The sequence below is a fragment of the Corynebacterium sp. HMSC08D02 genome (assembly GCF_001807505.1).
Lineage (GTDB): Bacteria > Actinomycetota > Actinomycetes > Mycobacteriales > Mycobacteriaceae > Corynebacterium > Corynebacterium pseudogenitalium.
The window spans coordinates 406,736-429,972 of the sequence record NZ_KV789236.1; the positions used below are offsets into that span (position 1 = coordinate 406,736).

Consider the following 23,237-nt stretch of genomic DNA (forward strand, 5'->3'; position numbering starts at 1 on the left):
TATCACGCTGTTGGACGCCAGAAACCTTTGAAGGCCATTCCCATGTTTTCTGTTCGCACCGGGTTCATCTGAACTGGGTCGCCAGCTTCGATGAGCATCCCGTCACCGGCGTACATGGCAACGTGTCCATCCCACACCGCGAGGTCGCCCGGTTGCAGGTCCTCGTAGCGGACCTGTTGCCCGATATTTTGCTCTTGGGCTAGGCGTGGCAGCTCCACACCGGCCTGCCGATACGCCCAGCTTGTCAGCCCGGAGCAGTCGAACCCGCCGGGCGCAGATCCACCCCACGCGTACCGTGTGCCGAGCTGTTGTTTCGCCGCCGCGACCGCAGCCTCACCAGTTGCCGAGCCGCCCCGGGAGGGAGGATGTCCCGCCTGCTGGACGGCGGCGAGCGGGGTGACCTCGTTCTTAGCGTGAGGGAGTTCGCGGGCTGTGATGAGGCGCTCGAGCTCGTACATGGCGGCTTTTGCTTGCGAGGATGCGGCAATAGCGGGTTGGCTCGCTGCGTGTGCCACGATCTCCGAGAGCTGCTTGGCTAGTGGTGCGAGGTCGTTCGCCAGTCCGTTGAGAGTGAGCCCAGCCTGGGTGACCGCCCACGCGACCTGGGCGGCGATCTTGATCCCCGCTCCGATCGCAGTTGCAGGGTTGAGCAACAGTGGGATGAGCGGCTGGGTGTCTCGGATGAGGTCAACCACGATATTGCTCAGGTCTTTGGCGGCAAAGAACACGAGGCTGCTCGCCTGGCCGAACATCTTCACAATGGTGTCGCGATCTTTCCCCAGCAGGTTCGCAGCATTGCGCAGCGCCTGGCCCGCAGGGTGTGCCCCTACGAACGCGGCGAGGGGCTCGATGGCGGAAAAATCTGGAGTGGAAAGGAATGGGAGTTGGGGAAGTGGGGCAGGGACGTGTCGCAGAATGAGCTGCGCTGCCGCGATCGGGTCAATGCCCGCAGCTAGTGCAGCCATTACAGCACCGCCTGAAGAAGGTTGCTGAATCGCTCATCAACGCTGATGGCCGCTTTTACAGCCAGGAGCATCGCGAAAGCGACGCGGCTTGCTTCCTCACTCAAAGCCTCGCTTCTCGCGTTTTCCTGCTCCACGGCCTGCGAGAGCGCCTGGCTGAACTCCGCGAGCGGCCACACATTGGGAACCGGAACGTTTGGCAGTGGTTGGAGCGCAGCGGCGTCGTCGCGTAGCGAGTCAGCGTGCGAATGGATCGTTGATTGGTCAAAAGCGAAAGTAGTCATAAGAGGTTGGACGCACAGAGTCAGTAAACGGTTCCCTCCGAATTTCAATTACCATGAGAATCATGGAAATTACCGTTGTTGACCACCCCCTAGCAGCCTCCCGTCTGACACTGATGCGCGATGAGCGAAGCGACAACACCGCGTTTCGTGCCGCACTCGCTGACCTGGGCGCGATGCTGATATATGAGGCGTCGCGTGACCTGAAAACCGAAACCTTTGAAACCAAAACGCCGGTTGCAACAGCCACCGGCGTTCGCTTGGAAAAGCCCCCAATTATTGTTCCGATCATCCGTGCCGGCCTCGGCATGATTGACCCGGCGCTGTCCATGATTCCGGACGCGCAGGTCGGCTTCATCGGCATGGCGCGCGACGAGAAGACGCACGAGCCGGTTCCGTACCTCGAGGCGCTGCCCGACGACCTGTCGGGACAGCCGGTGTTCTTGGTTGACCCGATGCTGGCCACGGGAGGTTCCCTCATCCACGCGATTGAACTGTTGGAAGGCCGCGGGGCAGACGACATTACTTGTGTGTGCATGGTCAGTGCGCAGCCGGGCGTCGACAAGCTGAAGCAGCACGGCGGATCGGTGCGACTGATCACCGCCGTCATTGACCCAGGACTCAACGAGGACGCGTACATCGTGCCGGGCCTCGGCGACGCCGGAGATAGGTTGTACGGGCCACGCAATATTGACCTCTAGTCAAAGTAACGTGCGTCGGATATAATCACCGGAAGTTTGTTACGTACACGAGGGGGTATACGTGTTCTTTCAGGGGAGTCTTGGCGCACGTTTTTCGGGCGTGGATTCGGACCAGTACTGGGCCAGCTACGCGTTTGCGTTAGGGGAGAAGATCCGCGCGCTGCGAACAATGCAGGGGCTATCGCAGGCGTACCTGGCGGAGCGGGCGGGGATCTCTCGTTCGCTGCTCTCTAACCTGGAGCGCAATAGCTACAACAGGAATAGGGCTGCTGATCCCACGCTTTCGACGATCTACCGGATCGCTGCCGCGCTCGATGTTTCGCCGCTGCAGCTGCTTCCAGCAGACGAGGAGCAGGTGGACGAACACGACCAGTCACAAGATTCGGCGGAGATGAGCGTAGAATCATTGCCACAATAAGGCGCAGTGGGAGCCACGCGCACAAATGCTGGGTGAAGGGTGAACATACACGATGACGGCCGGAGGAATTGCGCGCGCGGTAGACCAATGGGTGAAGGAACATCACTCGACAATGGTGGAGTGGCGCCGTCACTTCCACTCCTACCCGGAGCTTTCCAACCAAGAGTTCGCCACCACCGAGTTCATTGCGAAGGTGCTGCGTGAGCACGGCCTTGAGCCCGTCCTCTTTCCCGGCACGGGACTCTACGTCGACCTGGGCCCAAAGGACGGCAAGCGGCTCGCGTTCCGCGGCGACATCGACGCCTTGAAAGTGCCGGAGCAAACCGGCCTGCCGTTCGCATCCCAGCACCCGGGCGTTTCCCACTCGTGCGGCCACGACGTGCATACGACGGTGGTGCTCGCGCTGGCGTGCGCCTTATCGACGGTCCAGCTGCCGCTCGGCGTACGCATCATCTTTCAGCCGGCGGAAGAGGTGATGAACGGCGGTGCGCTCGACGTGATCGAGTGGGGCGCGCTGCAGGATGTCGCGAGCATTTACGCCCTCCATGCTGAACCGAAACTGCGCGTAGGCCAGATCGGTGTGCGCACGGGCGCGATTACCTCGGCGTCGGACGTGCTGCGCATTACGGTCAACGGGCCTGGCGGCCACACCTCTCGCCCGCAACTTTCGGCGGACGTGGTCTACGCGCTCGGGGCGCTGATTACGCAGTTGCCGGCGCTGCTGTCGCGCCGGGTCGACCCACGTACGGGCACGGTGTTGGTGTTCGGGCACGTCGAGTCGGGCGACGCGGCGAACGCGATCCCGAAGACAGGCGAGCTACTGGGCACGTTGCGGACAGCGGATATCGGGACGTGGCGGATCCTCGAAGATCTGGTCACTGACCTGATTGACCTCGTCGTCGCACCGACCGGGTGCACGTACCACCTCGACTACATGCGGGGCGTGCCACCGGTGCTCAACGATGACGCCGCGACGGCGATCGGGGTACAGGCAGGGCGCAGGATCGACCCACACGCGGTGGTGACCGCGCCGCAGTCCTCGGGCGGGGAGGACTTCTCTTGGTACCTGGAGCACGTCCCCGGGTCGATGTTCCGGCTCGGTGCCTGGAGCGGTGAGGGAGAGATGCAGGACCTGCACCAAGGCAACCTTGATATTGATGAGCGAGCACTTGAAGTTGGGGTGCGTTTGTTCGGAGGGGTCGTCGAAAAGTACGCCGAAAACCTCAGCTAGTGCAACTTTTGGTTGGTAACGAAGCCATGGGCGGCCGTGTAGACTAGCCAGGTATTTGTGCGAACGACGAAGACCGTTGAGGAGTATGTAGGTGTCGAAGAAGATCGTCATCATTGGCGGAGGGCCAGCTGGTTACGAGGCTGCGCTGGTTGCATCAAAGTACGGGGCCGATATCACCATTGTGGAAGACAATGGTTTGGGCGGCTCCGCTATCCGCAAGGACGTTGTTCCTTCGAAGAGCTTTATCGCCGGCGCCAACATTAAGACGGACCTTCGCCGTGCAGACGACATGGGGCTCAACCACGGGCTTGGGGAAGCCCAGCTTTCGCTGACCGCCCTGAACGCGCGCGTGATCGCGCTGGCTGATAAGCAGTCCAGTGACATCGCTAAGCAGTTGGAGCAGCGTGGCGTGCGCCTTATCCAGGGGCGCGCTCGTTTTACGGACCAACAGCACGGTCACACCACGCACCGCGTGGAGGTGCACTGCGAGGGCAAAGACACCGAGATTATTGATTGCGACATGGTGCTGGTGTGCACCGGCGCGAACCCGCGCGTGCTGCCGGGCGCTGAGCCGGACGGCGAGCGCATCCTGAACTGGCGTCAGATGTACAGCCTGCAGGAGATGCCGACGCACCTGATCGTGGTCGGTTCCGGTGTGACCGGTGCTGAGTTTGTTTCTGCGTTCGCTGAGCTGGGCGTCGAGGTGACCATGGTTGCTTCGCGTGACCGCATCCTGCCGCACGATGACGCCGATGCCGCTGACGTGCTCGAGGAGGTGCTCGCGGGCCGTGGCGTCCACTTGGAGAAACACGCTCGCGTGGAGTCGGTGACGAACACCGGCGACGGCGTGGTTGTGCGCACGACGGACGGGCGCGAGATCGCCGGTTCGCACGTGATGATGTCCATTGGTTCGATTCCGAACACGGCGGACCTCAACCTGGAGGCGGCCGGTGTGGAAGTCGCCCCGTCGGGCCACATCATTGTTGACCGTGTGTCGCGTACCAACGTTGCAGGTATTTACGCTGCGGGTGACTGCAGCGACCTGATGCCGCTGGCATCCGTCGCGGCGCAGCAGGGCCGCATTGCGGTCGACCACGCGTTGGGCGAGGGCGTGTCACCGGTGCGCCTGAAGACGGTGGGCAACGCGGTCTTTACCCGCCCGGAGATCGCCGCGGTCGGTGTGACGCAGCAGCAGATCACCGACGGCGAGGTTGACGCGGACATCTACAAGCTAGACTTGGCGACGAACCCTCGCGCAAAGATGCGTTCCCTCCAGCACGGTTTTGTGAAGATCTTCGCCCGCAAGGGCTCCGGCCAGGTACTCGGCGGCGTGATCGTCGCACCGACTGCCTCCGAACTGATTCTGTCGCTGACCATCGCGGTAGCCAACGACCTGACTGTGCGCCAGCTGGCGAACTCGATGGCGGTATACCCGTCCCTGTCCGGTTCGATTACGGAGGCGGCACGCAGGCTGATTGCTAAGTCTGATCTGGACTAGCGCTCCGGCTAGAACTAGGCGGCCCCGGAAACGCTCGCTGCGGACAGGATGTTCGTGGGCAGGTAGCGCAGCCGGGGCCGATTTTTGTTGCCGATTCGGGGGAGATGTTCAGCCCGTCGGCGTAAATCATGCGCTGGGCGAATGCGATATCGCAGCCCAGCACCACCGCGTGTTCCCGCCGCGGGGAATCGAACCCCACGACGGGGCCCTGCACCATCCGCGCAATCCATAGGTAGGTCCGGCCGTCCGGCATGACGGCGACCTGACGCGTCACTCTATTCGAAGTTTCAAACGCGCGGTGCACGACCCACAACGGGCAGCCCCCACCGTGGCGCGAGAAGTGGAAGGCTGTCGATGACTGCCGCTTCGAAATGTTGCCTGCCCGGTCGGTGCGCACGAAGACGAACGGAATCGCCTCTGCGCCGGGGCGCTGCAACGTCGCGAGGCGTTGGCAGGTTGACTCGAAACCAGTGCCGAAGCGCGCGGAGATGACGTCGATGTCGTAGCGGGTTTCTTCGGCAGCTTGGAGGAGCTCAGCGTAGGGCATGGTGACAGCGGCGGCGAAGTACTGCGCCAACCCGTGGCGCGCGAGCTGGACGGGCTCGGGCTGTGTCGATTCGTCGAAAGTGTCGCGGACGTACTCGTCGATGAGCTCCGCGAAGGCGGTGCGGCCGTAGTGGTAGGCGAGTTCAAAGCACTGCTGGGACTCGGTGAGTCCGGTGCGTAGGCGGATCTCGCGCTGGTCGTGCTGCAGGGTCGAGCGGGGGCCGTGGGCGTATTGGTTGAAGCGCACTTGGATGCCGTATTCCCTGTCGAAGGTTGCCGCGAGGCGTGTCAGTCGCAGTTGCCGGTTCGCGGCGTGCGCTGCGAGCTGTTCGGCAGCAACGTCGAGCTCGTGGAAGTAGTTCTTGTGGTTCTGGAAGAATTCACGCACGAGTGCGTGGGGGTGTTCGGAGTCGGTGGTCTCGGGTGAAGTCAGCGCCCGTAAGGAGTTGGCGATGTCGGGGAAGCGCTGTGCGAACTCGTGCAGTTTCGGCTGCGGGACGTCGGGGAGTAGCTCGGAAAGCTCGTTGACCACGCGTTGGTCTTCATCGGGGGAGAAGAACGTGGTGGAGAGCTGAAACGCGTGGGTGAGTTGGAGGAGCACGCTGACGGTGAGCGGGCGCTGGTCGTTTTCGAGCTGGTTGAGGTAGCTCGTTGAGATGTCGATGCGGCGGGCCATTTCGCCTTGTGTGAGTTCGAGTTCATGGCGGAGCGTCTGTATCTTTGCCCCCGCGTACAGCTTTGCCATCGTACCTTTCTCCCATTTTGTATGCGTGTACTGCGTAGTTAACAGAATTTGCACAAGTAGCAGAATTTGTACGCAGAAGTTTACATGCGAAAATCATGGCCCGCATCACATTTGGCTCCCTAGTATGAGCTGCAACATCAACGAGGTTTCGCGGCAGCGGAACTACAACGAAGACGAAGGAGCCAAGATGATCGAACACAACGTGCGCACGCACCGTTCGGCAGAAGAATTCCCGATTGAAGAGCACCTCGCATACAAGATCGCCAAGGTTGCAGCAGACCCGGTAGAGGTTCCAGCTGATACGACTGAGATGATCATCAACCGCATTATCGACAACGCCTCGGTCGCCGTCGCTTCATACGGTCGCCGCCCAGTCGCCACCGCTCGCGTGATGGCAGAGGCACATCCAGTATCCGAAGGCGGTGCGCAGATTTTTGGTGTCGACGGCTCCTACTCCGCAGAGTGGGCCGCATTCGCCAACGGTACCGCGGTCCGCGAGCTGGACTTCCACGACACCTTCCTCGCGGCGGAGTACTCCCACCCGGGCGACAACATTCCGCCGATCCTCGCAGTAGCACAGCACAAGGGCCTCGACGGTAAGGCGCTGATCCGTGGTATCGCGACCGGCTACGAGATCCAGGTCAACCTGGTCAAGGGTATTTGCCTGCACGAGTGGAAGATTGACCACGTGGCGCACCTCGGCCCATCTGTTGCGGCGGGTCTGGGCACCATGCTGAACCTGGACATTGACACCATCTACCAGGCGGTTGGCCAGGCGCTGCACACCACGACAGCGACGCGCCAGTCCCGCAAGGGCCTCATCTCTTCTTGGAAGGCGTCCGCCCCGGCATTCGCGGGCAAGATGGGCATCGAGGCCGTCGACCGCGCGATGCGCGGCGAGGGTGCACCCGCTCCGATCTGGGAGGGCGAGGACGGCTTCATCGCCTGGATGCTGCACTCCCCAGAACGCACCTACGTAGTGCCACTGCCTGCAGACGGTGAGGCAAAGCGCGCAATCCTGGATACCTACACCAAGGAGCATTCGGCTGAGTACCAGTCGCAGGCCCCAATCGACCTGGCGCGTCGCATGAAGCAGACCATCGCGGATGCCGGTAAGTCCACCGCCGATATTGAGTCGATCGTGCTGCACACCTCGCACCACACGCACTACGTCATCGGCACCGGCGCGAACGACCCGCAGAAGATGGATCCGAAGGCGTCCCGCGAGACCCTCGACCACTCGATCATGTACATCTTCGCCGTAGCGCTCGAGGACGGCACGTGGCACCACGTCGATTCCTACGCTCCTGAGCGTGCGAACCGCCCTGAGACGATCACGCTGTGGCACAAGATCTCCACGGTGGAGGACCCGGAGTGGACGCGTCGCTACCACTCGCAGGACCCGGCCGAGAAGGCGTTCGGCGCAAAGGCCGTCATCACCTTCAACGACGGCACCGTCATCGAGGATGAGATGGCCGTGGCGGACGCTCACCCATTGGGGGCGCGCTCGTTTGCCCGTGAGCAGTACATCCAGAAGTTCCGCACGCTGGCGGAGGGGATCGTCGATAAGGAAGAGCAGGACCGTTTCCTTGCGGACGTGCAGAACCTCGAGCAGCTCACCGACTTGAGCAAGCTCAACATCAAGGTGAACGCGGACGCGCAAGCCAATGCTCCTCAGATCCCAGGAGGGATTTTCTAAGATGTTTGTTCCTGATACAACGCCAAATGAGCGCCGACTGGCGCTGCGGGGCTCACTCGAGTCCGCGGAAATTACAAAACTGCCCGGCGCGTTCAATCCGCTGACGGCTCGGCTCATCGAGGACATCGGTGGCTTCGAAGGCGTCTACGTCTCCGGCGCGGTACTCGCCAACGACCTAGGCCTGCCGGATATCGGTCTGACCACACTGACGGAGGTCGCACAGCGCGGTGGCCAGATCGCCCGCGCTACGAACCTTCCAGTGCTTATCGACGCCGACACCGGCTTCGGCGAACCGATGTCCGCAGCACGCACCGTGGCTGAGTTCGAGGCCGCGGGGCTTGCCTCGCTGCACCTGGAGGACCAGGTGAACCCGAAGCGCTGCGGGCATCTCGACGGCAAGGAAGTGGTGCCGCGCGACCTGATGGTGCGACGCATCAGCGCCGCAGTAAAGGAGCGCCACGACGATGCATTCGTCATCTGCGCGCGTACCGATGCGGCTGGCATAGAGGGCATCGACTCCGCAATCGAGCGGGCCAAGGCTTACGCAGATGCCGGCGCGGACCTTATCTTTACGGAGGCGCTCTATACCGAGAAGGACTTCGAGACCTTCCGCAAGGCCGTCGATATCCCGCTGCTGGCGAACATGACGGAGTTCGGTAAGACCAAGCTGCTCTCCGCCGGAACCTTGCAGGACCTTGGATACAACGCGGTGATCTGGCCGGTGACCACGTTCCGCCTCGCAATGGGGCAGACCGAGGCCATGCTCCGCGACATCGCGGAAACCGGCACGCAGGAGCCGTGGTTGGACCGCATGCAGCACAGGTCCCGTCTATACGAGCTGGTCAAGTACGAAGACTTCAACCAGTTCGACCAGTCCGTCTTCACATATTCCAAGGACACCTACTCGCCCACATTCGAGTAATCCCTATCCCGCATCCCTAACCCAATCCCTATCCCGAAAGGACTTCATCCCATGACCACTCAAGAAATCAAGAAGGGCCTCGCCGGCGTCGTTGCGGACTACACTGCAATCTCCAAGGTCAACCCTGAGACGAACTCCCTGCTGTACTACGGTTACCCGGTCCACGAGCTGGCAGAGCACTGCACCTTCGAAGAGGTTGCGTACCTGCTTTGGCACGGCGAGCTGCCAGACAAGTCGGGCGCAGAGGAGTTCCGCCTCGGATGCATGAACAACCGCGACATCGATGAGGAACTCATCCAGGTCATTAACTACCTGCCGAAGGACTGCCACCCGATGGACGTGCTGCGCACCGCAGTGTCCTTCCTGGGCACCCGCGACGAGTACAAGTTCACCCCGGATGCTGACCACATCCGCAAGATCGGTACCGAGCTGCTGGCGAAGCTGCCGACCATCGTGGCCACCGACATTCGCCGCCGCCAGGGCAAGGGCTACATCGCCCCGAGCAAGGACAAGGGCTTCTCGGAGAACTTCCTCTGGATGGTCTTCGGCGACGAAGAAGGGTCCCCGGCAACCATCCCGTCGGATATCGAGGCATTCGAGAAGACCATGATTCTCTACGCGGAGCACTCCTTCAACGCGTCCACCTTCACCGCCCGCACGGTGACCTCGACGCAGTCCGACGCCTGGTCTGCGATCACCGCGGCGATCGGCGCACTGAAGGGCCCGCTGCACGGTGGCGCGAACGAGTTCGTCATGCACCACATGAAGGAAATCGACGACCCAGCAAACGCGGAGCAGTGGTGCCTGAACAAGCTGAAGAACAAGGAGCTCGTCATGGGCTTCGGCCACCGCGTGTACAAGAAGGGCGACTCGCGCGTGCCGACCATGGAGGCAGCGTTCAAGAAGCTCGCCGCGGAGCACAAGGACCAGGGCGCCGAGAAGTGGGTGGAAATCTACGACATCATGGCGAAGACGATGTACGAGAACACGTCCATCAACATCCGCCCGAACCTGGACTTCCCGTCCGGCCCGTCCTACTACATCCTGGGTTTTGATATCGAGTTCTTCACGCCGTTGTTCGTGATGAGCCGCATCACCGGCTGGACCGCGCACATCATTGAGCAGTACGAGAACAACTCGCTGATCCGCCCGCTGTCCGCGTACAACGGCCCGGAGGAGCGTCACCTGGACGGCACCTACCAGCCGCAGTAGGTCTGAACGACGGGTGGTCTGCCTTTGGGTCGGACCATCCGTTTTGTTTTGCTTTACAGAAACTCGTTGACCATTGACCCCAACTTGGGGGGTAATCGCTGTGGGAACAGATGCAATTGTGCATTTTCCCGTGGTGTGGCGCCAACCTGCGTTAGGATTGTCAGGCCAACCAAATAACATTCAAACTGTCACGCATGTCACAGTATGGAAGGATTGCATCGATGGAGCAGCTCCCCCTGAATGACCTCCCGGCATTCAAAAAGATCTTGGTAGCAAACCGTGGCGAAATCGCGGTTCGTGCCTTCCGCGCAGCATTTGAGACTGGCGCAAAAACCGTCGCGGTGTACCCGCGCGAGGATCGAAAGTCCTACCACCGACCGTTCGCCGACGAAGCCGTACGAATTGGTGTTGAGGGCCAGCCAGTCAAGGCGTATCTGGACATCGACGAAATTATCCGTGCGGCGAAAGAGACCGGCGCCGATGCAATTTACCCGGGCTATGGGTTCCTCTCGGAGCGCGCAGACCTTGCGCGCGCTTGCCGCGACAACGGCATTAAGTTCATCGGCCCAAGCCCAGAGGCGCTTGAGCTGACTGGTGACAAGGCGGCCGCTGTGCACGCTGCTGAGCGCGCCGGGCTGCCGACGTTGAAGGACTCCGAGCCGTCAACTGACCCGGCGGAGCTTGCCGAGATTGCGAAGGAATTCACCTTCCCGGTCTTCGTCAAGGCAGTCGCCGGTGGTGGCGGGCGTGGTATGCGCTTCATCGAGAAGATCGAAGATGTCGAGCGCCTCGCAGCAGAGGCATCCCGCGAGGCGGAGGCAGCGTTTGGCGACGGCCACGTGTACCTCGAGCGCGCGGTCATCCGCCCGCAGCACATTGAGGTGCAGATCATGGCGGACTCCTACGGCAACGTGGTGCACCTGTTCGAGCGCGACTGCTCGCTGCAGCGCCGTCACCAGAAGGTCGTCGAGATCGCTCCGGCACAGCACATCACGCAGGAACAGCGTGAACGCATCTGCCAGGACGCGGTGAACTTCTGTAAGGAGATCAACTACGAGGGCGCCGGTACCGTCGAGTTCCTCGTTGACGAGCAGGGCAACCACGTCTTCATTGAGATGAACCCGCGTGTCCAGGTGGAGCATACCGTCACCGAGGAAATCACCGGCGTGGACATCGTGAAGAACCAGATGTACATCGCTGCGGGCGCGAAGCTCGAGGACGTGCACCTGACCCAGGACCTTATCGAGATGAACGGTGCGGCGCTGCAGTGCCGCATCACCACGGAGGACCCGAACAACGGGTTCCGTCCGGACTCCGGCGTGATCACCGGCTACAGCTCCCCGGGTGGCGCGGGTGTGCGCCTCGACGGCTCCGCGAACGTCGGTACCGAGATCACCCCGAACTTCGACTCCCTGCTTGTGAAGATGACGTGCCGTGGCCGTAACTTCCAGGTTGCCGTCGACCGCGCACTGCGCGCGCTTAACGAGTTCACCGTCACCGGTGTCTCCACCAATATTGGCTTCCTGCGCGCGCTGCTGTCCGACGAGGACTTCCGCTTCAAGCGCATCAACACCGGCTTTATCAACGATCACCCGTTCTTGCTTGAGGCTCCTGCCGCGGCTGACGATGCCGGCAAGATCCTCGACTACCTGGCGAACGTGACCGTCAATAAGCCAAACGGCCCGCGCCCGACCTCGATTCGTCCTTCGAAGAAGCTGCCGGAGTTCGACTACGGCGACCTGCCGCGCGGCTCCCGCGACGACCTGCTGGAGCTCGGCCCGACGAAGTGGGCGGAAAAGATCCGCAACCAGACAGCGCTTGGCGTGACCGAGACGACGTTCCGCGATGCGCACCAGTCGCTGCTGGCAACCCGCATCCGTACGAACACGCTGGTCGCTGCGGCGAAGCACGTCGGCCACATGACGCCACAGCTCGCCTCTGTAGAGGCGTGGGGCGGCGCCACCTACGACGTGGGCATGCGCTTCCTGCACGAGTCTCCGTGGATGCGTCTCGACGCCCTGCGCGAAGCCATCCCGAACGTGAATATCCAGATGCTGCTGCGCGGCCGCAACACCGTGGGCTACACCCCATACCCGGATTCGGTGACGAAGGCGTTCGTGAACGAGGCGGCGTCGTCAGGCATTGACATCTTCCGCATCTTCGACGCCCTCAACGACGTTTCCCAGATGCGCCCCGCTATCGAGGCTGTTCTGGAGACCAACACCACCGTCGCCGAGGTTGCGATGGCGTACTCGGGCAACCTGCTCGACCCCGCCGAGGACATCTACACGCTGGACTACTACCTGCGTCTGGCCGAAGAGATTGTCGACGCCGGCGCGCACGTCCTGGCGATCAAGGATATGGCCGGCCTGATGCGTCCGGGCGCTGCCGCGAAACTGGTCAAGGCGCTGCGCGAGCGCTTCGACCTGCCTGTTCACGTGCACACCCACGACACGGCTGGCGGCCAGCTAGCGACCTACCTGGCGGCCGCAAATGCGGGCGCGGACATTGTGGATGTGGCGTCGGCACCGCTGGCGGGTACCACCTCGCAGCCGTCGCTGTCCGCACTCGTTGCTGCCTTCGCCAACACCGAGCGTGACACCGGCATTGACCTGCAGGCTGTCAGCGACCTCGAGCCGTACTGGGAGGCCGTGCGCCAGGTTTACGCTCCGTTCGAATCTGGTATCCCTGGCCCGACCGGTCGCGTGTACAAGCACGAAATCCCGGGCGGTCAGCTTTCCAACCTGCGTACGCAGGCGAAGGCGCTGGGCCTGGGCAACCGCTTCGAGCTCATCGAGGACTACTATGCCGCGGTGAACGAGATCCTCGGCCGCCCGACGAAGGTCACGCCGTCGTCGAAGGTTGTGGGTGACCTTGCGCTGCACCTGGTGGGTGCGGGCGTGGACCCGAAGGACTTCGCGGAGAACCCGCGCAAGTACGACATCCCTGAGTCCGTCATCGGCTTCCTGCAGGGTGAACTGGGTACGCCTCCAGGTGGCTGGCCGCTGCTGCGCGACAAGGCGCTCGAGGACCGCCAGGAAGTCGACCACACGGTGGACGTGCCGGAAGAGCTCGCTGGTGACCTTGATTCCGAGGAGCACGTGACGCGCCGTGCTGCGCTGGACCAGCTGCTGTTCCCGAAGCAGTACAAGGAGTTCCTGGAGCACCGCCGCACCTACGGCATCACGGACCACCTGTCGGACCGCACTTTCTTCTACGGCCTCGTTGAGGGTGAGGAGACGATGATCTGGTACGGCGAGCTCGAGGATCACCTGCCGCCGCTCGTGGTCAACCTTGACGCCGTGGGCGAGCCCGATGAGAAGGGCATGCGCCAGGTCATCCTGACGGTCAACGGCCAGATCCGTCCGATGCAGGTCAGGGACGAGAACGCCGAGTCCACAGTCGCCGAGGTGGAGAAGGCTGATCCGGCACAGGAAGGCCACGTTGCGGCACCGTTCGCTGGTGTGGTGAACGTGACCGTCAAGCCTGGCGACGAGGTCAAGGCCGGCGACCAGGTTGCTTCTATCGAAGCGATGAAGATGGAGGCCGCGATCTCGGCGACGAAGGACGGCACCATCGAGCGAGTCGCCTTCACGCAGGCAACCAAGGTGGAGGGCGGCGACCTGGTCGTCGTGATCTCCTAAAGGGTTTCTCGCCGCAGTTAGCCGACGTTGCAGTCAAAAACCATGACATTGGCAACGTCGGCAACCGTGGTGAAGCCGAACTGCTCGTAACGGTGGCGCGCACGCTCGTTGTCTGGATCAACCCAGAGAGCGACGCGGGGCGCGCCTTGTTGCGCTGCAAGCTCAATGACTGCGCGTAGCAGTTTCGAGCCGAGCCGGTGGCCTGCGAAGCGGCGTTCCACCGCGATGGCGAGCTCCGGCACGTCGGGGCCGAGGTTTGCGTGGCCTGCATCCGGGTCATCCCAGTAGCGCAGCCACACGCCGCCAGCGGGGGTGCGGAACTCATCGCAGGCGATAATGCCGCCGTCGCGCTCCGGGTCCCAGTGGTCCACGTAGTCGGTCACCCCGAGGCGCTCCTCGTGCCCGACGGGCGCGGTTTCATCGCCGAATACGTCCGCAAGAAAGTTCAGGCGCTGCAGGTACATGCGGTCTGATTCGGTGGCTTGGCGTAGAGTAAACGACTTGTTTTGTGTCATGGTGCCACTGTAACGCGACTACTACGGATAGGCGCAGCCAGGGCCGTGCGGTACCCTGTGGCCTATGCGAGGAGGAACTGCACGCGGCATCGGGGCCGTCACTGTGGCGTTGTCCCTTGGCATCTCACATGGGGCTGCGGTCGCTGCGCCGGTAGTGCAGCAGGGGGGTCTGATTGTTGTTGGTAGCAACGTGAAATGCACCGTCGCGATGAATGACAAAAACCAGGGCGTGAGCTACACCAGCGCCCACTGTGGGAGCAACGGGGATCGTGTCACCGTCAAGGGGGCCGAAGGCCTCACCGGAACGTTTATCCCCTCGCCGTTGTACCGCGATGAGGAGGATTACACCGCGAACGACTGGGCCATGGTGGTCTGGGACGACGGCGTGGCCCTCGGCCCGAACTGGCTCAGCGGAGACACCCTTATTTCCCCAGGCACGACGCTGACCTCGAAGGATCGCGTGTGTACCTACGGCGGGGTGACGAAGGCGAAGCGCTGCGGCTCGTTCGCTGCGCGCCTCGGCAACACGGTGTTCAGTACGCTCCCAGATGGCCAGGCAGGCGACTCCGGTGCACCCGTGTGGGTCGAAGGCAAAGGAATGATCGGGCCGTACTCGGGCGTGAGCAACATCTCTTCATCGTCGGGCGTGCGCGGGCTTTCCCGCGCGGTTCACCCGGAAGACGGCCGCGACTACGGCAGCGATGACGAAATCGAGGTGCTCAAGCGCTGGTTCCATATCGACGGCCCCGTGGTGCACACCGCCAAGCGCCCAGTAGAAACGGCCGCGAACGTAGGGGCGCAGTTGGGCAAGCGCCTGGACTCGCTGTCCTCCGAGGATGACTCCGCAGTGCGCGGTGTGTTGCCAGTCGTGCTGGCAATCGTGTTGGGCGTACTCGTCGCCGCGGCACCCGACATCGTCTCTATCGTCGAATCGTGGCGCTCAATCGCAGCAGCTAGAGGTCAATAACCATCGTGCCCGGGTGTGGGGCATCGGCAACATCCCGGAAGCCGAATTTCTCGTAGACGTGGCGCGCTTTGGGGTTGTCGGCGTCGACAGATAAAGCGAGCTGTCGCGCACCCTTGTCGCGCGCGAGCTCGCAAGCCTGCTCAATCAGCGTGCGTGACAGGCCCTTGCCCTGCGCGCGGGCCTCAATCGCGATGGCGAACTCGGGGATATCCGGCCCAAGGTTTGCCCACCCCACGGCGGAGGTATCCTCCCAGAACCGCAGCCAGATCGCCCCGGCCGGTACGCCGAGGGCGTCGTAGACGATGACGCCGCCGTCGCGCTCCGGATCCCAGTCGCCGATGTAGCCTGCGGCGTAGGTGGGGTAGTCACTGAACAGTTCGCTCGATTCATCACCGTGCGCCTCGGCGAGGAAGTAAATACGCTCGAGGTACGTGCGGTCGGACTCGGTGGCCCGACGGAAACTAAAGTCCATGGGCTACTTCAACTCCATGAGCGTTGCGCCCTTGGCCGCTTGAGCGCCCTGCTCGGCTGCCAGGCCCGTCACGACGCCATCCTTGTGCGCCTTGACCGGGTTTTCCATCTTCATCGCCTCGAGCACGACGAGGACGTCGCCCTCAGCGACGGTGTCGCCCTCTGCCACGTTGACCTTGATTAAAGTTCCCTGCATCGGCGCCGTCACGGCGTCGCCGGATGCGGCGGTCTTCGCGGCCGATGCGCGGCGCTTCTTCGGCTTACGGGCAGGGCCCGCGCCGGGTACGAGTGCGGAAGGCAGGGCTACCTCGATGCGGCGGCCGTCAACCTCCACGGCAAACACCTGCTTATCGACGCCTGCTTCGCCCTCCACACCTTGATCATCAGCTGCGGTGACGGCTGGCATCTCGCCGTCCCAGGCCTCTTCGATCCAGCGAGTGTAGACGTCGAACGAGGTGCCGTCGCCGATAAAGGCGTCGTGCTCGACCATTGCGCGGTGGAAGGGGATCACGGTCGGGATGCCCTCGACGACGTATTCCGCAAGCGCGCGGCGGGCACGATTCAGCGCTTCCTCGCGCGTTGCGCCGTACACGATCAGCTTGGCCAGCATCGAGTCAAACTGACCGTTAATCGCCGAACCTTCGCGCACGCCGGAGTCCACGCGCACGCCGGGCCCGGCTGGCTCGCGATAGACGTTGATCGGGCCAGGAGAAGGCATGAAGTTGATGGTTGGGTCCTCGCCGTTGATGCGGAACTCAAATGCGTGCCCGCGCGGCGTTGGGGTCTCCGTGATGCTGAGCTGCTCGCCACGGGCGATACGGAACTGCTCGCGTACCAAGTCCAGGTCGGTGGTCAGCTCAGTGACCGGGTGCTCTACCTGGAGGCGCGTGTTGACTTCCAAGAAAGACACCAGGCCGTCAGCGCCAACCAGGTACTCTACGGTGCCTGCGCCCGAGTAGCCGGCTTCCTTACAGATCGCCTCGGCGGAGCGCTCAATGCGCTCGCGCTGCTCATCGGTGAGGAACGGTGCAGGGGCTTCCTCGATAAGCTTCTGGAAGCGGCGCTGCAGCGAGCAGTCGCGGGTACCCACGACCACGACGTTGCCGTGCTGATCCGCGAGCACCTGCGCCTCAACGTGGCGAGCCTTATCCAGGTAGCGCTCCACGAAGCACTCGCCGCGGCCGAAAGCGGCAACGGCCTCACGGGTCGCGGACTCGAACAGCTCCGGGATTTCTTCCCGCGTATGCGCGACTTTCATGCCGCGTCCGCCGCCGCCGTAGGCGGCCTTAATCGCGATCGGGAGGCCGTGCTCATCTGCGAACGCAAGGACTTCCTGTTCGTCTGCGACCGGATGTTTCGTGCCGGGGGCCATCGGGGCGTCGACAGCTTCGGCGATCGCACGGGCCGCCACCTTGTCACCCAGCGTGGCGATAGCCTCGGGGGAGGGGCCGATCCAGGTCAAGCCGGCGTCGATAACTTTCTGTGCGAATTCAGCGTTTTCGGCGAGGAAACCGTAGCCGGGGTGAACGGCGTCCGCGCCCGAATCCGCCGCCACTTTGAGCAGCTTCGCCATGTCCAGATAGGTCTCTGCGGCGGTTTCCCCGCCGAGGGCGAACGCTTCATCGGCAAGGGAAACATATGGTGCGGCCGCGTCGCTGTCTGCGTACACCGCAACGGACGCGATGCCTTCATCCTGGGCAGCACGAATGATGCGCACCGCGATCTCGCCGCGGTTTGCAACCAACACCTTGGTCACTTGCTGATTGTGAATAGGCACAAAAAATCCCGTCTTTCTCAAAGAGTCTGAGCTTTGCCGAAATATATCGGATTTTGCCACCCTATGTTACAACCCAGCGGGATGGGCAGCGAACCTTTTCTATCTTAGCGTTCGCCGCGCTCCACTGGCACACGCACCATGTTTCCCCACTCCGCCCACGAGCCGTCGTAGAGCGAAACCTGCTCGAAGCCGAGCACGTGCTTCAGCACGAACCAGGTATGGGCCGCGCTTTCGCCGAGCTGGCAGTAGACCACAGTCGGTGCAGCTGGGTCGAAGTCTTTATAGACGTGCGCAATGTCATCCCTGCCCTTGAGGCGCGCGTTCGGGAACACGGAGTTGCCCCACGGCACGTTCACTGCGCCGGGGATGTGCCCGTTGCGCAGAGTATCGACGCCACCATCCTGTGCGGCCGCCTCTGTTCCTGCGTAATGTTCGGGCGAGCGGGCGTCGATAAGCTGGGCGGGTGTTTTCTGCAGCAGCTCGGATGCGAAGGTGCGAAGCGGTGCGTCCTGGCGCTCGACTACCGGGTACTCAGTGCGTGGATACTCCGGCACCGCGAAGGAGGTATCGCGCTCTTCGCCCATCCAGGCGTCGCGGCCGCCGTCGAGGATGCGCACATCCGGGTGACCGAACAGCTCGAAGACCCACGCCGTGTAGGCGGCCCACCAGTTGGAGCGGTCGCCGTAGATCACCACGGTATCGTCGCGGGAGATGCCGCGCGCGCTCATGAGTTCTGCGAAGGCCTCGCCGTCGATAAAGTCGCGCTGCGCAGGATCATTGAGGTCGTTGTGCCAATCGATCCGGACGGCGCCTGGGATGTGCCCAATGTCGTAGAGGAAGGCGTCCTCGTCGCTTTCGACTACCCGCAGACCCGGCATGCCCAAGCGTGCAGAAAGCCACGCGGCTGACACGAATCGTTCCGGATGTGCGTAGTTCGCAAACTGCGAGTGATCGTCGAGTTCGATGCCCACGGTGGGTTAACCTCCAATAGCAATGGCCAATAACACAGAGCGAAGTTATTTACTGCCCCTCACCCTACATGTCAAGGAAAATAGGTGACGCAAAATTCCGCAAAAACGGGTCCAGTGTGCGCGGTGTCACTCGCGTGCGCAGGGTGTATTCACGGGGGTTATACGCGGTGTGAACTTGGGCACGTTTTCCCAGGCGAGTGCGGAAAAATTCATCCTGCCAAATAAAGTTACTAATTGGAACATACAGACACCCGTTTCCACCCACAAGGTGGGACAATGACTAGAAAGGTGCCCCATGCATAAAGCTATCGTCGTATTCGAGGTCGAGGGCGGCTCGGATAAGTATTTCGACGGACACCGGAAAGACACCATGCCGATCGTCAACGCGATCAAGGCTATGGGATGGCACGCCGAAGTTGTCTTCTACCGCCCTGAGTGGAAAGACGCGATTTACACCTACGTCTCCGAGAACTTCGACGGTTACATCTCCCGTGTCAACCCAGGCAACATCCCTGGCGGTGAGAAGGGCTACTTCGACCTGCTCACCAGCCTTTCGGTTGCGGGCCTGGTCGGCATGTCCACGCCGGGCGAGATGATGGCCTACGGCGCGAAGGACGCCCTGGTGAAGCTGAAGGACACCGACCTCGTCCCGTCCGACACCGCCGCGTACTACGACGTCGAGACGTTCCACGAGACCTTCCCGACGTCCCTGTCCTACGGCGAGCGCGTGCTGAAGCAGAACCGTGGCTCAACTGGTGAAGGCATCTGGCGCGTCCGTATCGCTGACGAGGACCTCGCGGTCTCCGTCGAGCCGGGCACCGCGCTGCCGCTGGACACCAAGATCCGCTGCACCGAGGCCGTCGACAACCACACCGAGACGCGCGAGCTCGGCGAGTTCATGACCTTCTGCAACCAGTACATCGTTGGCGACAACGGCATGCTGGTGGACATGCGCTTCATGCCACGCATCGTCGAGGGTGAGATCCGCATTCTGCTCGTCGGACCGCACCCGGTGTTCGTTGTGCATAAGAAGCCCGCAGAGGGCGGCGACAACTTCTCCGCAACCCTGTTCTCCGGCGCAACGTACACCTACGACAAGCCAGAGGCATGGCAGGAGCTCATCGACATGTTCGCTGAGGCCCGCCCGGTCATCGCCGAGAACCTCGGCGGCGACAACATCCCGCTCGTTTGGACCGCGGACTTCATGCTGGCCGACGGCGAGAACGGCGAGGACACCTACGTGCTCGGCGAGATCAACTGCTCCTGCGTTGGCTTTACCTCCGAGCTCGACATGGGCATCCAGGAGCTCGTTGCGCAGGAGGCAATCAAGCGCGTCGAGGCGAAGTTCGCCTAGTCGCTTTTAGCCATAGGCGCCATGGCACCGACCGGGGTTTAGAGGAGCGTAGCGACGCTGTCCGGGTCGGCGTCGGAGAGCATTTGGCGGCAGCGGTCGTACTCGGCGTCGTCACCGATCGCCTTGGAGGTCAGGGCGAGCATCGCGATGGCCTTGAGCACTGGCACGTTCGCCTCGTGCGAGGCCGGAACCGGGCCCCAGCCCTTCCAACCGTTGGCGCGCAGCCGGTCGAGCGAGCGGTGGTAGCCGGTGCGGGCGTACGCGTAGGCGACGATCGTGTCGCCGTCCGCCAGCTCGCGCTCGGCGCGGGCAGCCCACACGGCGGGGGAATCGGGGTGTGCGACGGCGGTGGCGTCGGCAAGTAGGTCGCAGCCGGTTGCTGGGTCTTCTGGGAGGTGAATTGGGTCGGGGGCAAGCATGTCGTTGAACTTCATGCCGACTAGGATACCCAGAACTCCGACGCGTCCAGTCCGAAGTGATAGAGGCAGCGCCGCAGCAGCGGCATGGACAGGCCGATGACGCTGGTTGGGTCGCCGTCAATGGAGTCAATAAACCAGGAGCCGAGCGCCTCCAGCGTGAACGCGCCCGCGCACTGCAGCGGCTGGCCGGAATTGGCATAGGCCACGATGTCGGCGTCGCTCGCCTCGCCGAAGCGGATGGTGGTGCGCACGGTGTCCGTCACCCACTCGCCGTTGTAGGTCACAGCGTGGCCGGTGAGCAGTTCTGCGGTCTTGCCGCGTTGCGCGCGCCAGCGCTCGATCGTGGCCTCAACGGTGTGTGGCTTGCCCAACAGCTGGCCATCCAGAAGCAGCATGGAATCGCAGCCGACCACGACGTCGCCCGGGAACTCGTCGGCGATGGTTGTAGCCTTAGCGCGGGCGAGGGTAGCGACGGTGTGGGCAGGTGGGGCGTCGACAAGCGAGGCGATCACCGCATCCTCGTCGATGTTGGCGGGCCGCAGCACCGGCTCGACGCCACCCTGCTCGAGCAGCATTCGGCGCGACGGCGACTGTGAGGCGAGAACAATCCGCATGGCTTAGGAGTACGTCGAAGGGGAGAACGCGAGCGGGTTAAACAGCGTCGGCGCATGCACCGGCGAGGGCGCTACGCCCCACAGGTTGCGCTGCCCGCGCTTCGCCGCCTGCGCCTGCTGCTGCAGTTGCTCCAGCACGAGGCGCAGCGCCTCGACCTCCTCGGGGGAGGGGTTGCCTTTCACAACGTCGAAGGGGAGGGAAGACATACGTTCCTTTCGTGGTTACAGCGGCAGGTTGCCGTGCTTCTTCTGCGGCGGATAGACAACCTTGCGCTCCAGCAGGCGCAGGCCCTCCACGACCTGGGCGCGGGTGTCGCTAGGTGCGATGACGGCGTCGACAAGGCCGCGCTCGGTAGCGACGTAGGGGTTGAGGTTTTCTTCCTCGTACGCCTGCGTATCGACGCCCAAAGCCTCAGCAGCCGTCGGGGCGTCAGCGAGCGCGATCTGTGCGGTCGGCCACGCAAAGACCAAGTCAGCGCCCAGCCCCTTCGAGCCGAGCACCGAGTAGGCGGTGCCGAGTGCTTTGCGCGTGATCACAGTCATGGTGCCCACCTGGGCCTCAGCGAAGGCGTACGCCAGGGTGGAGGCCGCGGACAGCGCGCCTGCCTGTTCTTCCTCAACAGTCGGGACGAAGCCTGGGCAGTCCACGATGTGCAGCAGTGGCAGGTTAAAGGCGTCGCAGGTGCGGATGAAGCGCGCGGCCTTTCGGGCGGCGTCGGCGCTCAGGCAGCCAGCGAGCACACTTGGCTGCGTGGCAACGATGCCGAGCGCCCGACCGTCAATGTGCGCGAACCCGGTGACGACGTTGCCGGCGTGGGCGCCGCCGAGCTCGTAGAAGTCGCCGTCGGTGATCGTCTCGATGACGGCGGTGATGTCGTATGGCTGGGCGTCCTCGTCGGGAACCAGGGAATCAAGCACGCTGGCGTCAGCGCCCTCTGCGACGTCAGCCACGGGAGCAGCCGCGCGGTTGTTCAGCGGCAGGTAGCTCACGAGCTTGCGTACCTCGTCGACAGCCTGCTCATCGGTGCTGACGCGGATGTTGGCCACACCGGTGGTGGCCGCGTGGACGTCGGCGCCGCCAAGCTGCTCCGCGGTCACCTCGCTGCCAGCGACCTTGGAAGCCACATCGGTCGCAGCTAGGTGCAGGCTCGCGCCGTCGACCATGATGCGCATATCGGCCAGTGGGACGGTGGTGGCAGCAAACGTGGCCACCTCACCGGCAACCACGGCGATCTGCGGCACCAGGCCAGAAGCCTGCGTCGCGGCACGCAGGATCTTCGCCTGCATATGCGCCGTGACGACGCCCTCCTGCCAGCGCGGGCCGAGCGAGTCGTAGAACCCGATCACCGGCACGCCAGTCTTTGCGGCCAGCTCGTAGACTTTGAGGATCTTCTCGGCGTACACCTCGCCGATACCGCCGTCGAAAATGGTGGCATCCTGGGAGAACACGCAGACGCGGCGGCCGTCGATGAGGCCATAGCCGGCCACGACACCATCCGTCGACGGCTTGGTGCGGTCCATCTTGTACGCCTCGACGCGGTGGCGTGCCAGCGCGTCGACCTCCACGAAGGAGCCCGCGTCCAGCAAACGCTCGACGCGCTCACGCGCGGTCAGGTCCCCCGCATCGTGGACCGCGTCGATCGCGTCCTGGCCAAGCGGCGCCTGGGCCTCATCGAGCCGGTTGCGCAGATCTTGGATGCGGCCTGCAGTCGTCGACATATCAGGTTTGGAAGAAGATTTATCGCCCATATCGCCTCAGTCTAACTAGCACGGAAAGAAAACCACATTATAAATCGCGCGGCGGGGCCCTTATGTTTCAGGTGCCAGGACGCTAACACGGCACGGGCAACGCGCTTAGCGCATGCTCGGGTCCTTGAAAATGCTCCACGCAGCTGAGATCAGCGGCAGCTGCAGCGGAAGTCGACCGATGCTGATCACCTGCTTTTGCCACGGCTTGTTGCGCCACTGGCGGGCCATCTCGAAGTTCGCAGGCCACACGGCCAGCAAGAGCGCTGCTGCGAAGCCACCACCGAGTTTGCGCAGCTTCGGCGCACGTTTCTGATGCCCGGCGTGCGAAGCCGGGCCAAGCTTGGGCGCGGCCAGCAGCACAGCAGCTGCCAACTCCGCGGCGCCGGACGTGTAGGTATACGTCCGGGCCTCACCTGGGAGGGCCTCGGGAACGATGGAGTCGAAAGGTTCTGGTTTGATGAAGTGCAGGATACCGGCCACCCCGAACGTCGGGATGAGGGCCTTGCGGAGGAAACGTTGAATCGTCATGTGTCTAACAGTA

The 23,237-nt window shown here is 63.0% G+C and carries 22 protein-coding genes; 10 read left to right on the forward strand and 12 right to left on the reverse strand.

All coding sequences use genetic code 11. The features are described 5' to 3' along the window. Positions 1-2: 2 nt before the first annotated feature. Positions 3-965 (reverse strand): C40 family peptidase, encoded by a 963-nt coding sequence (locus HMPREF3170_RS03100; protein WP_083290819.1) that lies wholly within the window; start codon positions 963-965, stop codon positions 3-5. Continuing rightward, on the reverse strand, positions 965-1,246 hold the full coding sequence (locus HMPREF3170_RS03105; RefSeq protein WP_070362998.1) for a hypothetical protein: 282 nt from the start codon (positions 1,244-1,246) through the stop codon (positions 965-967). The genes HMPREF3170_RS03100 and HMPREF3170_RS03105 overlap by 1 nt, the downstream gene beginning before the upstream one ends. A gap of 62 nt (positions 1,247-1,308) precedes the next feature. On the opposite strand from HMPREF3170_RS03105, the gene upp reads away from it, so the two are divergent. From upp to HMPREF3170_RS03125, 4 genes are all read left to right on the forward strand, one after another. Next, a complete protein-coding gene (gene upp, locus HMPREF3170_RS03110) occupies positions 1,309-1,944 on the forward strand; it encodes a uracil phosphoribosyltransferase (protein ID WP_070477655.1) in 636 nt (211 codons plus the stop codon). A 100-nt stretch (positions 1,945-2,044) separates the two neighbouring features. Further along, on the forward strand, positions 2,045-2,362 hold the full coding sequence (locus HMPREF3170_RS03115) for a helix-turn-helix domain-containing protein (protein ID WP_070362996.1): 318 nt from the start codon (positions 2,045-2,047) through the stop codon (positions 2,360-2,362). 52 nt (positions 2,363-2,414) lie between these two features. Further along, the gene (locus HMPREF3170_RS03120) at positions 2,415-3,593 is read left to right on the forward strand and encodes an amidohydrolase (protein ID WP_070477658.1); all 1,179 of its coding nucleotides are present in this window, start codon (positions 2,415-2,417) and stop codon (positions 3,591-3,593) included. Between the two features lie 91 nt (positions 3,594-3,684). Next, on the forward strand, positions 3,685-5,091 hold the full coding sequence (locus HMPREF3170_RS03125; RefSeq protein WP_070477660.1) for an NAD(P)H-quinone dehydrogenase: 1,407 nt from the start codon (positions 3,685-3,687) through the stop codon (positions 5,089-5,091). Here HMPREF3170_RS03125 and HMPREF3170_RS03130 read toward each other — a convergent pair. Beyond that, positions 5,072-6,382 (reverse strand): helix-turn-helix domain-containing protein, encoded by a 1,311-nt coding sequence (locus HMPREF3170_RS03130; RefSeq protein ID WP_070477662.1) that lies wholly within the window; start codon positions 6,380-6,382, stop codon positions 5,072-5,074. The two genes, HMPREF3170_RS03125 and HMPREF3170_RS03130, sit on opposite strands and share 20 nt — an antisense overlap. 187 nt (positions 6,383-6,569) lie before the next feature. Between HMPREF3170_RS03130 and prpD the strand changes: the two genes are divergently transcribed. The 4 genes from prpD to HMPREF3170_RS03150 all read left to right on the forward strand — a co-directional run bounded on the left by prpD (position 6,570) and on the right by HMPREF3170_RS03150 (position 13,859). Next, positions 6,570-8,081 carry a 2-methylcitrate dehydratase PrpD gene (prpD, locus tag HMPREF3170_RS03135; protein WP_070477664.1) on the forward strand — a complete coding sequence of 504 codons (1,512 nt, stop codon included), beginning with the start codon at positions 6,570-6,572 and terminating at the stop codon, positions 8,079-8,081. 1 nt (position 8,082) lies between these two features. Next, entirely contained in the window at positions 8,083-9,003 is a 921-nt protein-coding gene (gene prpB, locus HMPREF3170_RS03140; protein WP_070477666.1) for a methylisocitrate lyase, read from the forward strand. A 51-nt stretch (positions 9,004-9,054) separates the two neighbouring features. Continuing rightward, entirely contained in the window at positions 9,055-10,215 is a 1,161-nt protein-coding gene (locus HMPREF3170_RS03145) for a bifunctional 2-methylcitrate synthase/citrate synthase (RefSeq protein ID WP_070362990.1), read from the forward strand. A 194-nt stretch (positions 10,216-10,409) separates the two neighbouring features. Next, on the forward strand, positions 10,410-13,859 hold the full coding sequence (locus HMPREF3170_RS03150) for a pyruvate carboxylase (protein ID WP_246814898.1): 3,450 nt from the start codon (positions 10,410-10,412) through the stop codon (positions 13,857-13,859). A gap of 17 nt (positions 13,860-13,876) precedes the next feature. Here HMPREF3170_RS03150 and HMPREF3170_RS03155 read toward each other — a convergent pair whose 3' ends face one another. Beyond that, positions 13,877-14,374 carry a GNAT family N-acetyltransferase gene (locus HMPREF3170_RS03155; RefSeq protein WP_070362988.1) on the reverse strand — a complete coding sequence of 166 codons (498 nt, stop codon included), beginning with the start codon at positions 14,372-14,374 and terminating at the stop codon, positions 13,877-13,879. A gap of 64 nt (positions 14,375-14,438) precedes the next feature. On the opposite strand from HMPREF3170_RS03155, the gene HMPREF3170_RS03160 reads away from it, so the two are divergent. Next, entirely contained in the window at positions 14,439-15,341 is a 903-nt protein-coding gene (locus HMPREF3170_RS03160; protein WP_141742170.1) for a chymotrypsin family serine protease, read from the forward strand. Here the strand turns inward: HMPREF3170_RS03160 and HMPREF3170_RS03165 are convergent. From HMPREF3170_RS03165 to HMPREF3170_RS03175, 3 genes are all read right to left on the reverse strand, one after another. Then, on the reverse strand, positions 15,328-15,813 hold the full coding sequence (locus HMPREF3170_RS03165; protein ID WP_070362986.1) for a GNAT family N-acetyltransferase: 486 nt from the start codon (positions 15,811-15,813) through the stop codon (positions 15,328-15,330). The two genes, HMPREF3170_RS03160 and HMPREF3170_RS03165, sit on opposite strands and share 14 nt — an antisense overlap. A gap of 3 nt (positions 15,814-15,816) precedes the next feature. Further along, a complete protein-coding gene (locus tag HMPREF3170_RS03170; RefSeq protein ID WP_070477672.1) occupies positions 15,817-17,589 on the reverse strand; it encodes an acetyl/propionyl/methylcrotonyl-CoA carboxylase subunit alpha in 1,773 nt (590 codons plus the stop codon). Between the two features lie 104 nt (positions 17,590-17,693). Further along, positions 17,694-18,560, reverse strand: coding sequence for a sulfurtransferase (locus tag HMPREF3170_RS03175; RefSeq protein ID WP_070477674.1), 867 nt, complete (start codon positions 18,558-18,560; stop codon positions 17,694-17,696). Between the two features lie 295 nt (positions 18,561-18,855). Between HMPREF3170_RS03175 and HMPREF3170_RS03180 the strand changes: the two genes are divergently transcribed. Continuing rightward, complete coding sequence (locus HMPREF3170_RS03180) at positions 18,856-19,914, forward strand: Cj0069 family protein (RefSeq protein ID WP_070477676.1); 1,059 nt, start codon at positions 18,856-18,858, stop codon at positions 19,912-19,914. Positions 19,915-19,952: 38 nt separating this feature from the next. On the opposite strand, the gene HMPREF3170_RS03185 is transcribed toward HMPREF3170_RS03180, so the two are convergent. From HMPREF3170_RS03185 to HMPREF3170_RS03205, 5 genes are all read right to left on the reverse strand, one after another. Next, complete coding sequence (locus HMPREF3170_RS03185) at positions 19,953-20,348, reverse strand: DUF3151 domain-containing protein (RefSeq protein ID WP_070477678.1); 396 nt, start codon at positions 20,346-20,348, stop codon at positions 19,953-19,955. Positions 20,349-20,353: 5 nt separating this feature from the next. Further along, the gene (locus HMPREF3170_RS03190; protein ID WP_070477680.1) at positions 20,354-20,947 is read right to left on the reverse strand and encodes a Maf family protein; all 594 of its coding nucleotides are present in this window, start codon (positions 20,945-20,947) and stop codon (positions 20,354-20,356) included. A 3-nt stretch (positions 20,948-20,950) separates the two neighbouring features. Beyond that, complete coding sequence (locus HMPREF3170_RS03195) at positions 20,951-21,154, reverse strand: acyl-CoA carboxylase subunit epsilon (protein WP_070362979.1); 204 nt, start codon at positions 21,152-21,154, stop codon at positions 20,951-20,953. A gap of 15 nt (positions 21,155-21,169) precedes the next feature. Then, positions 21,170-22,696 carry an acyl-CoA carboxylase subunit beta gene (locus tag HMPREF3170_RS03200; RefSeq protein ID WP_070477682.1) on the reverse strand — a complete coding sequence of 509 codons (1,527 nt, stop codon included), beginning with the start codon at positions 22,694-22,696 and terminating at the stop codon, positions 21,170-21,172. A 105-nt stretch (positions 22,697-22,801) separates the two neighbouring features. Next, a complete protein-coding gene (locus tag HMPREF3170_RS03205; RefSeq protein WP_070477684.1) occupies positions 22,802-23,224 on the reverse strand; it encodes a DoxX family protein in 423 nt (140 codons plus the stop codon). Between the last annotated feature and the right edge of the window lie 13 nt (positions 23,225-23,237).

Bases quoted from the DNA above. Each gene is read 5' to 3' on its own strand.
- HMPREF3170_RS03100 (WP_083290819.1), bottom strand. From the start codon at position 965: ATGGCTGCACTAGCTGCGGGCATTGACCCGATCGCGGCAGCGCAGCTC.
- HMPREF3170_RS03105 (WP_070362998.1), bottom strand. From the start codon at position 1,246: ATGACTACTTTCGCTTTTGACCAATCAACGATCCATTCGCACGCTGAC.
- upp (WP_070477655.1), top strand. From the start codon at position 1,309: ATGGAAATTACCGTTGTTGACCACCCCCTAGCAGCCTCCCGTCTGACA.
- HMPREF3170_RS03120 (WP_070477658.1), top strand. From the start codon at position 2,415: ATGACGGCCGGAGGAATTGCGCGCGCGGTAGACCAATGGGTGAAGGAA.
- HMPREF3170_RS03130 (WP_070477662.1), bottom strand. From the start codon at position 6,382: ATGGCAAAGCTGTACGCGGGGGCAAAGATACAGACGCTCCGCCATGAA.
- prpD (WP_070477664.1), top strand. From the start codon at position 6,570: ATGATCGAACACAACGTGCGCACGCACCGTTCGGCAGAAGAATTCCCG.
- prpB (WP_070477666.1), top strand. From the start codon at position 8,083: ATGTTTGTTCCTGATACAACGCCAAATGAGCGCCGACTGGCGCTGCGG.
- HMPREF3170_RS03145 (WP_070362990.1), top strand. From the start codon at position 9,055: ATGACCACTCAAGAAATCAAGAAGGGCCTCGCCGGCGTCGTTGCGGAC.
- HMPREF3170_RS03150 (WP_246814898.1), top strand. From the start codon at position 10,410: ATGTCACAGTATGGAAGGATTGCATCGATGGAGCAGCTCCCCCTGAAT.
- HMPREF3170_RS03155 (WP_070362988.1), bottom strand. From the start codon at position 14,374: ATGACACAAAACAAGTCGTTTACTCTACGCCAAGCCACCGAATCAGAC.
- HMPREF3170_RS03160 (WP_141742170.1), top strand. From the start codon at position 14,439: ATGCGAGGAGGAACTGCACGCGGCATCGGGGCCGTCACTGTGGCGTTG.
- HMPREF3170_RS03165 (WP_070362986.1), bottom strand. From the start codon at position 15,813: ATGGACTTTAGTTTCCGTCGGGCCACCGAGTCCGACCGCACGTACCTC.
- HMPREF3170_RS03180 (WP_070477676.1), top strand. From the start codon at position 18,856: ATGCATAAAGCTATCGTCGTATTCGAGGTCGAGGGCGGCTCGGATAAG.
- HMPREF3170_RS03185 (WP_070477678.1), bottom strand. From the start codon at position 20,348: ATGAAGTTCAACGACATGCTTGCCCCCGACCCAATTCACCTCCCAGAA.
- HMPREF3170_RS03190 (WP_070477680.1), bottom strand. From the start codon at position 20,947: ATGCGGATTGTTCTCGCCTCACAGTCGCCGTCGCGCCGAATGCTGCTC.
- HMPREF3170_RS03195 (WP_070362979.1), bottom strand. From the start codon at position 21,154: ATGTCTTCCCTCCCCTTCGACGTTGTGAAAGGCAACCCCTCCCCCGAG.
- HMPREF3170_RS03200 (WP_070477682.1), bottom strand. From the start codon at position 22,696: ATGGGCGATAAATCTTCTTCCAAACCTGATATGTCGACGACTGCAGGC.
- HMPREF3170_RS03205 (WP_070477684.1), bottom strand. From the start codon at position 23,224: ATGACGATTCAACGTTTCCTCCGCAAGGCCCTCATCCCGACGTTCGGG.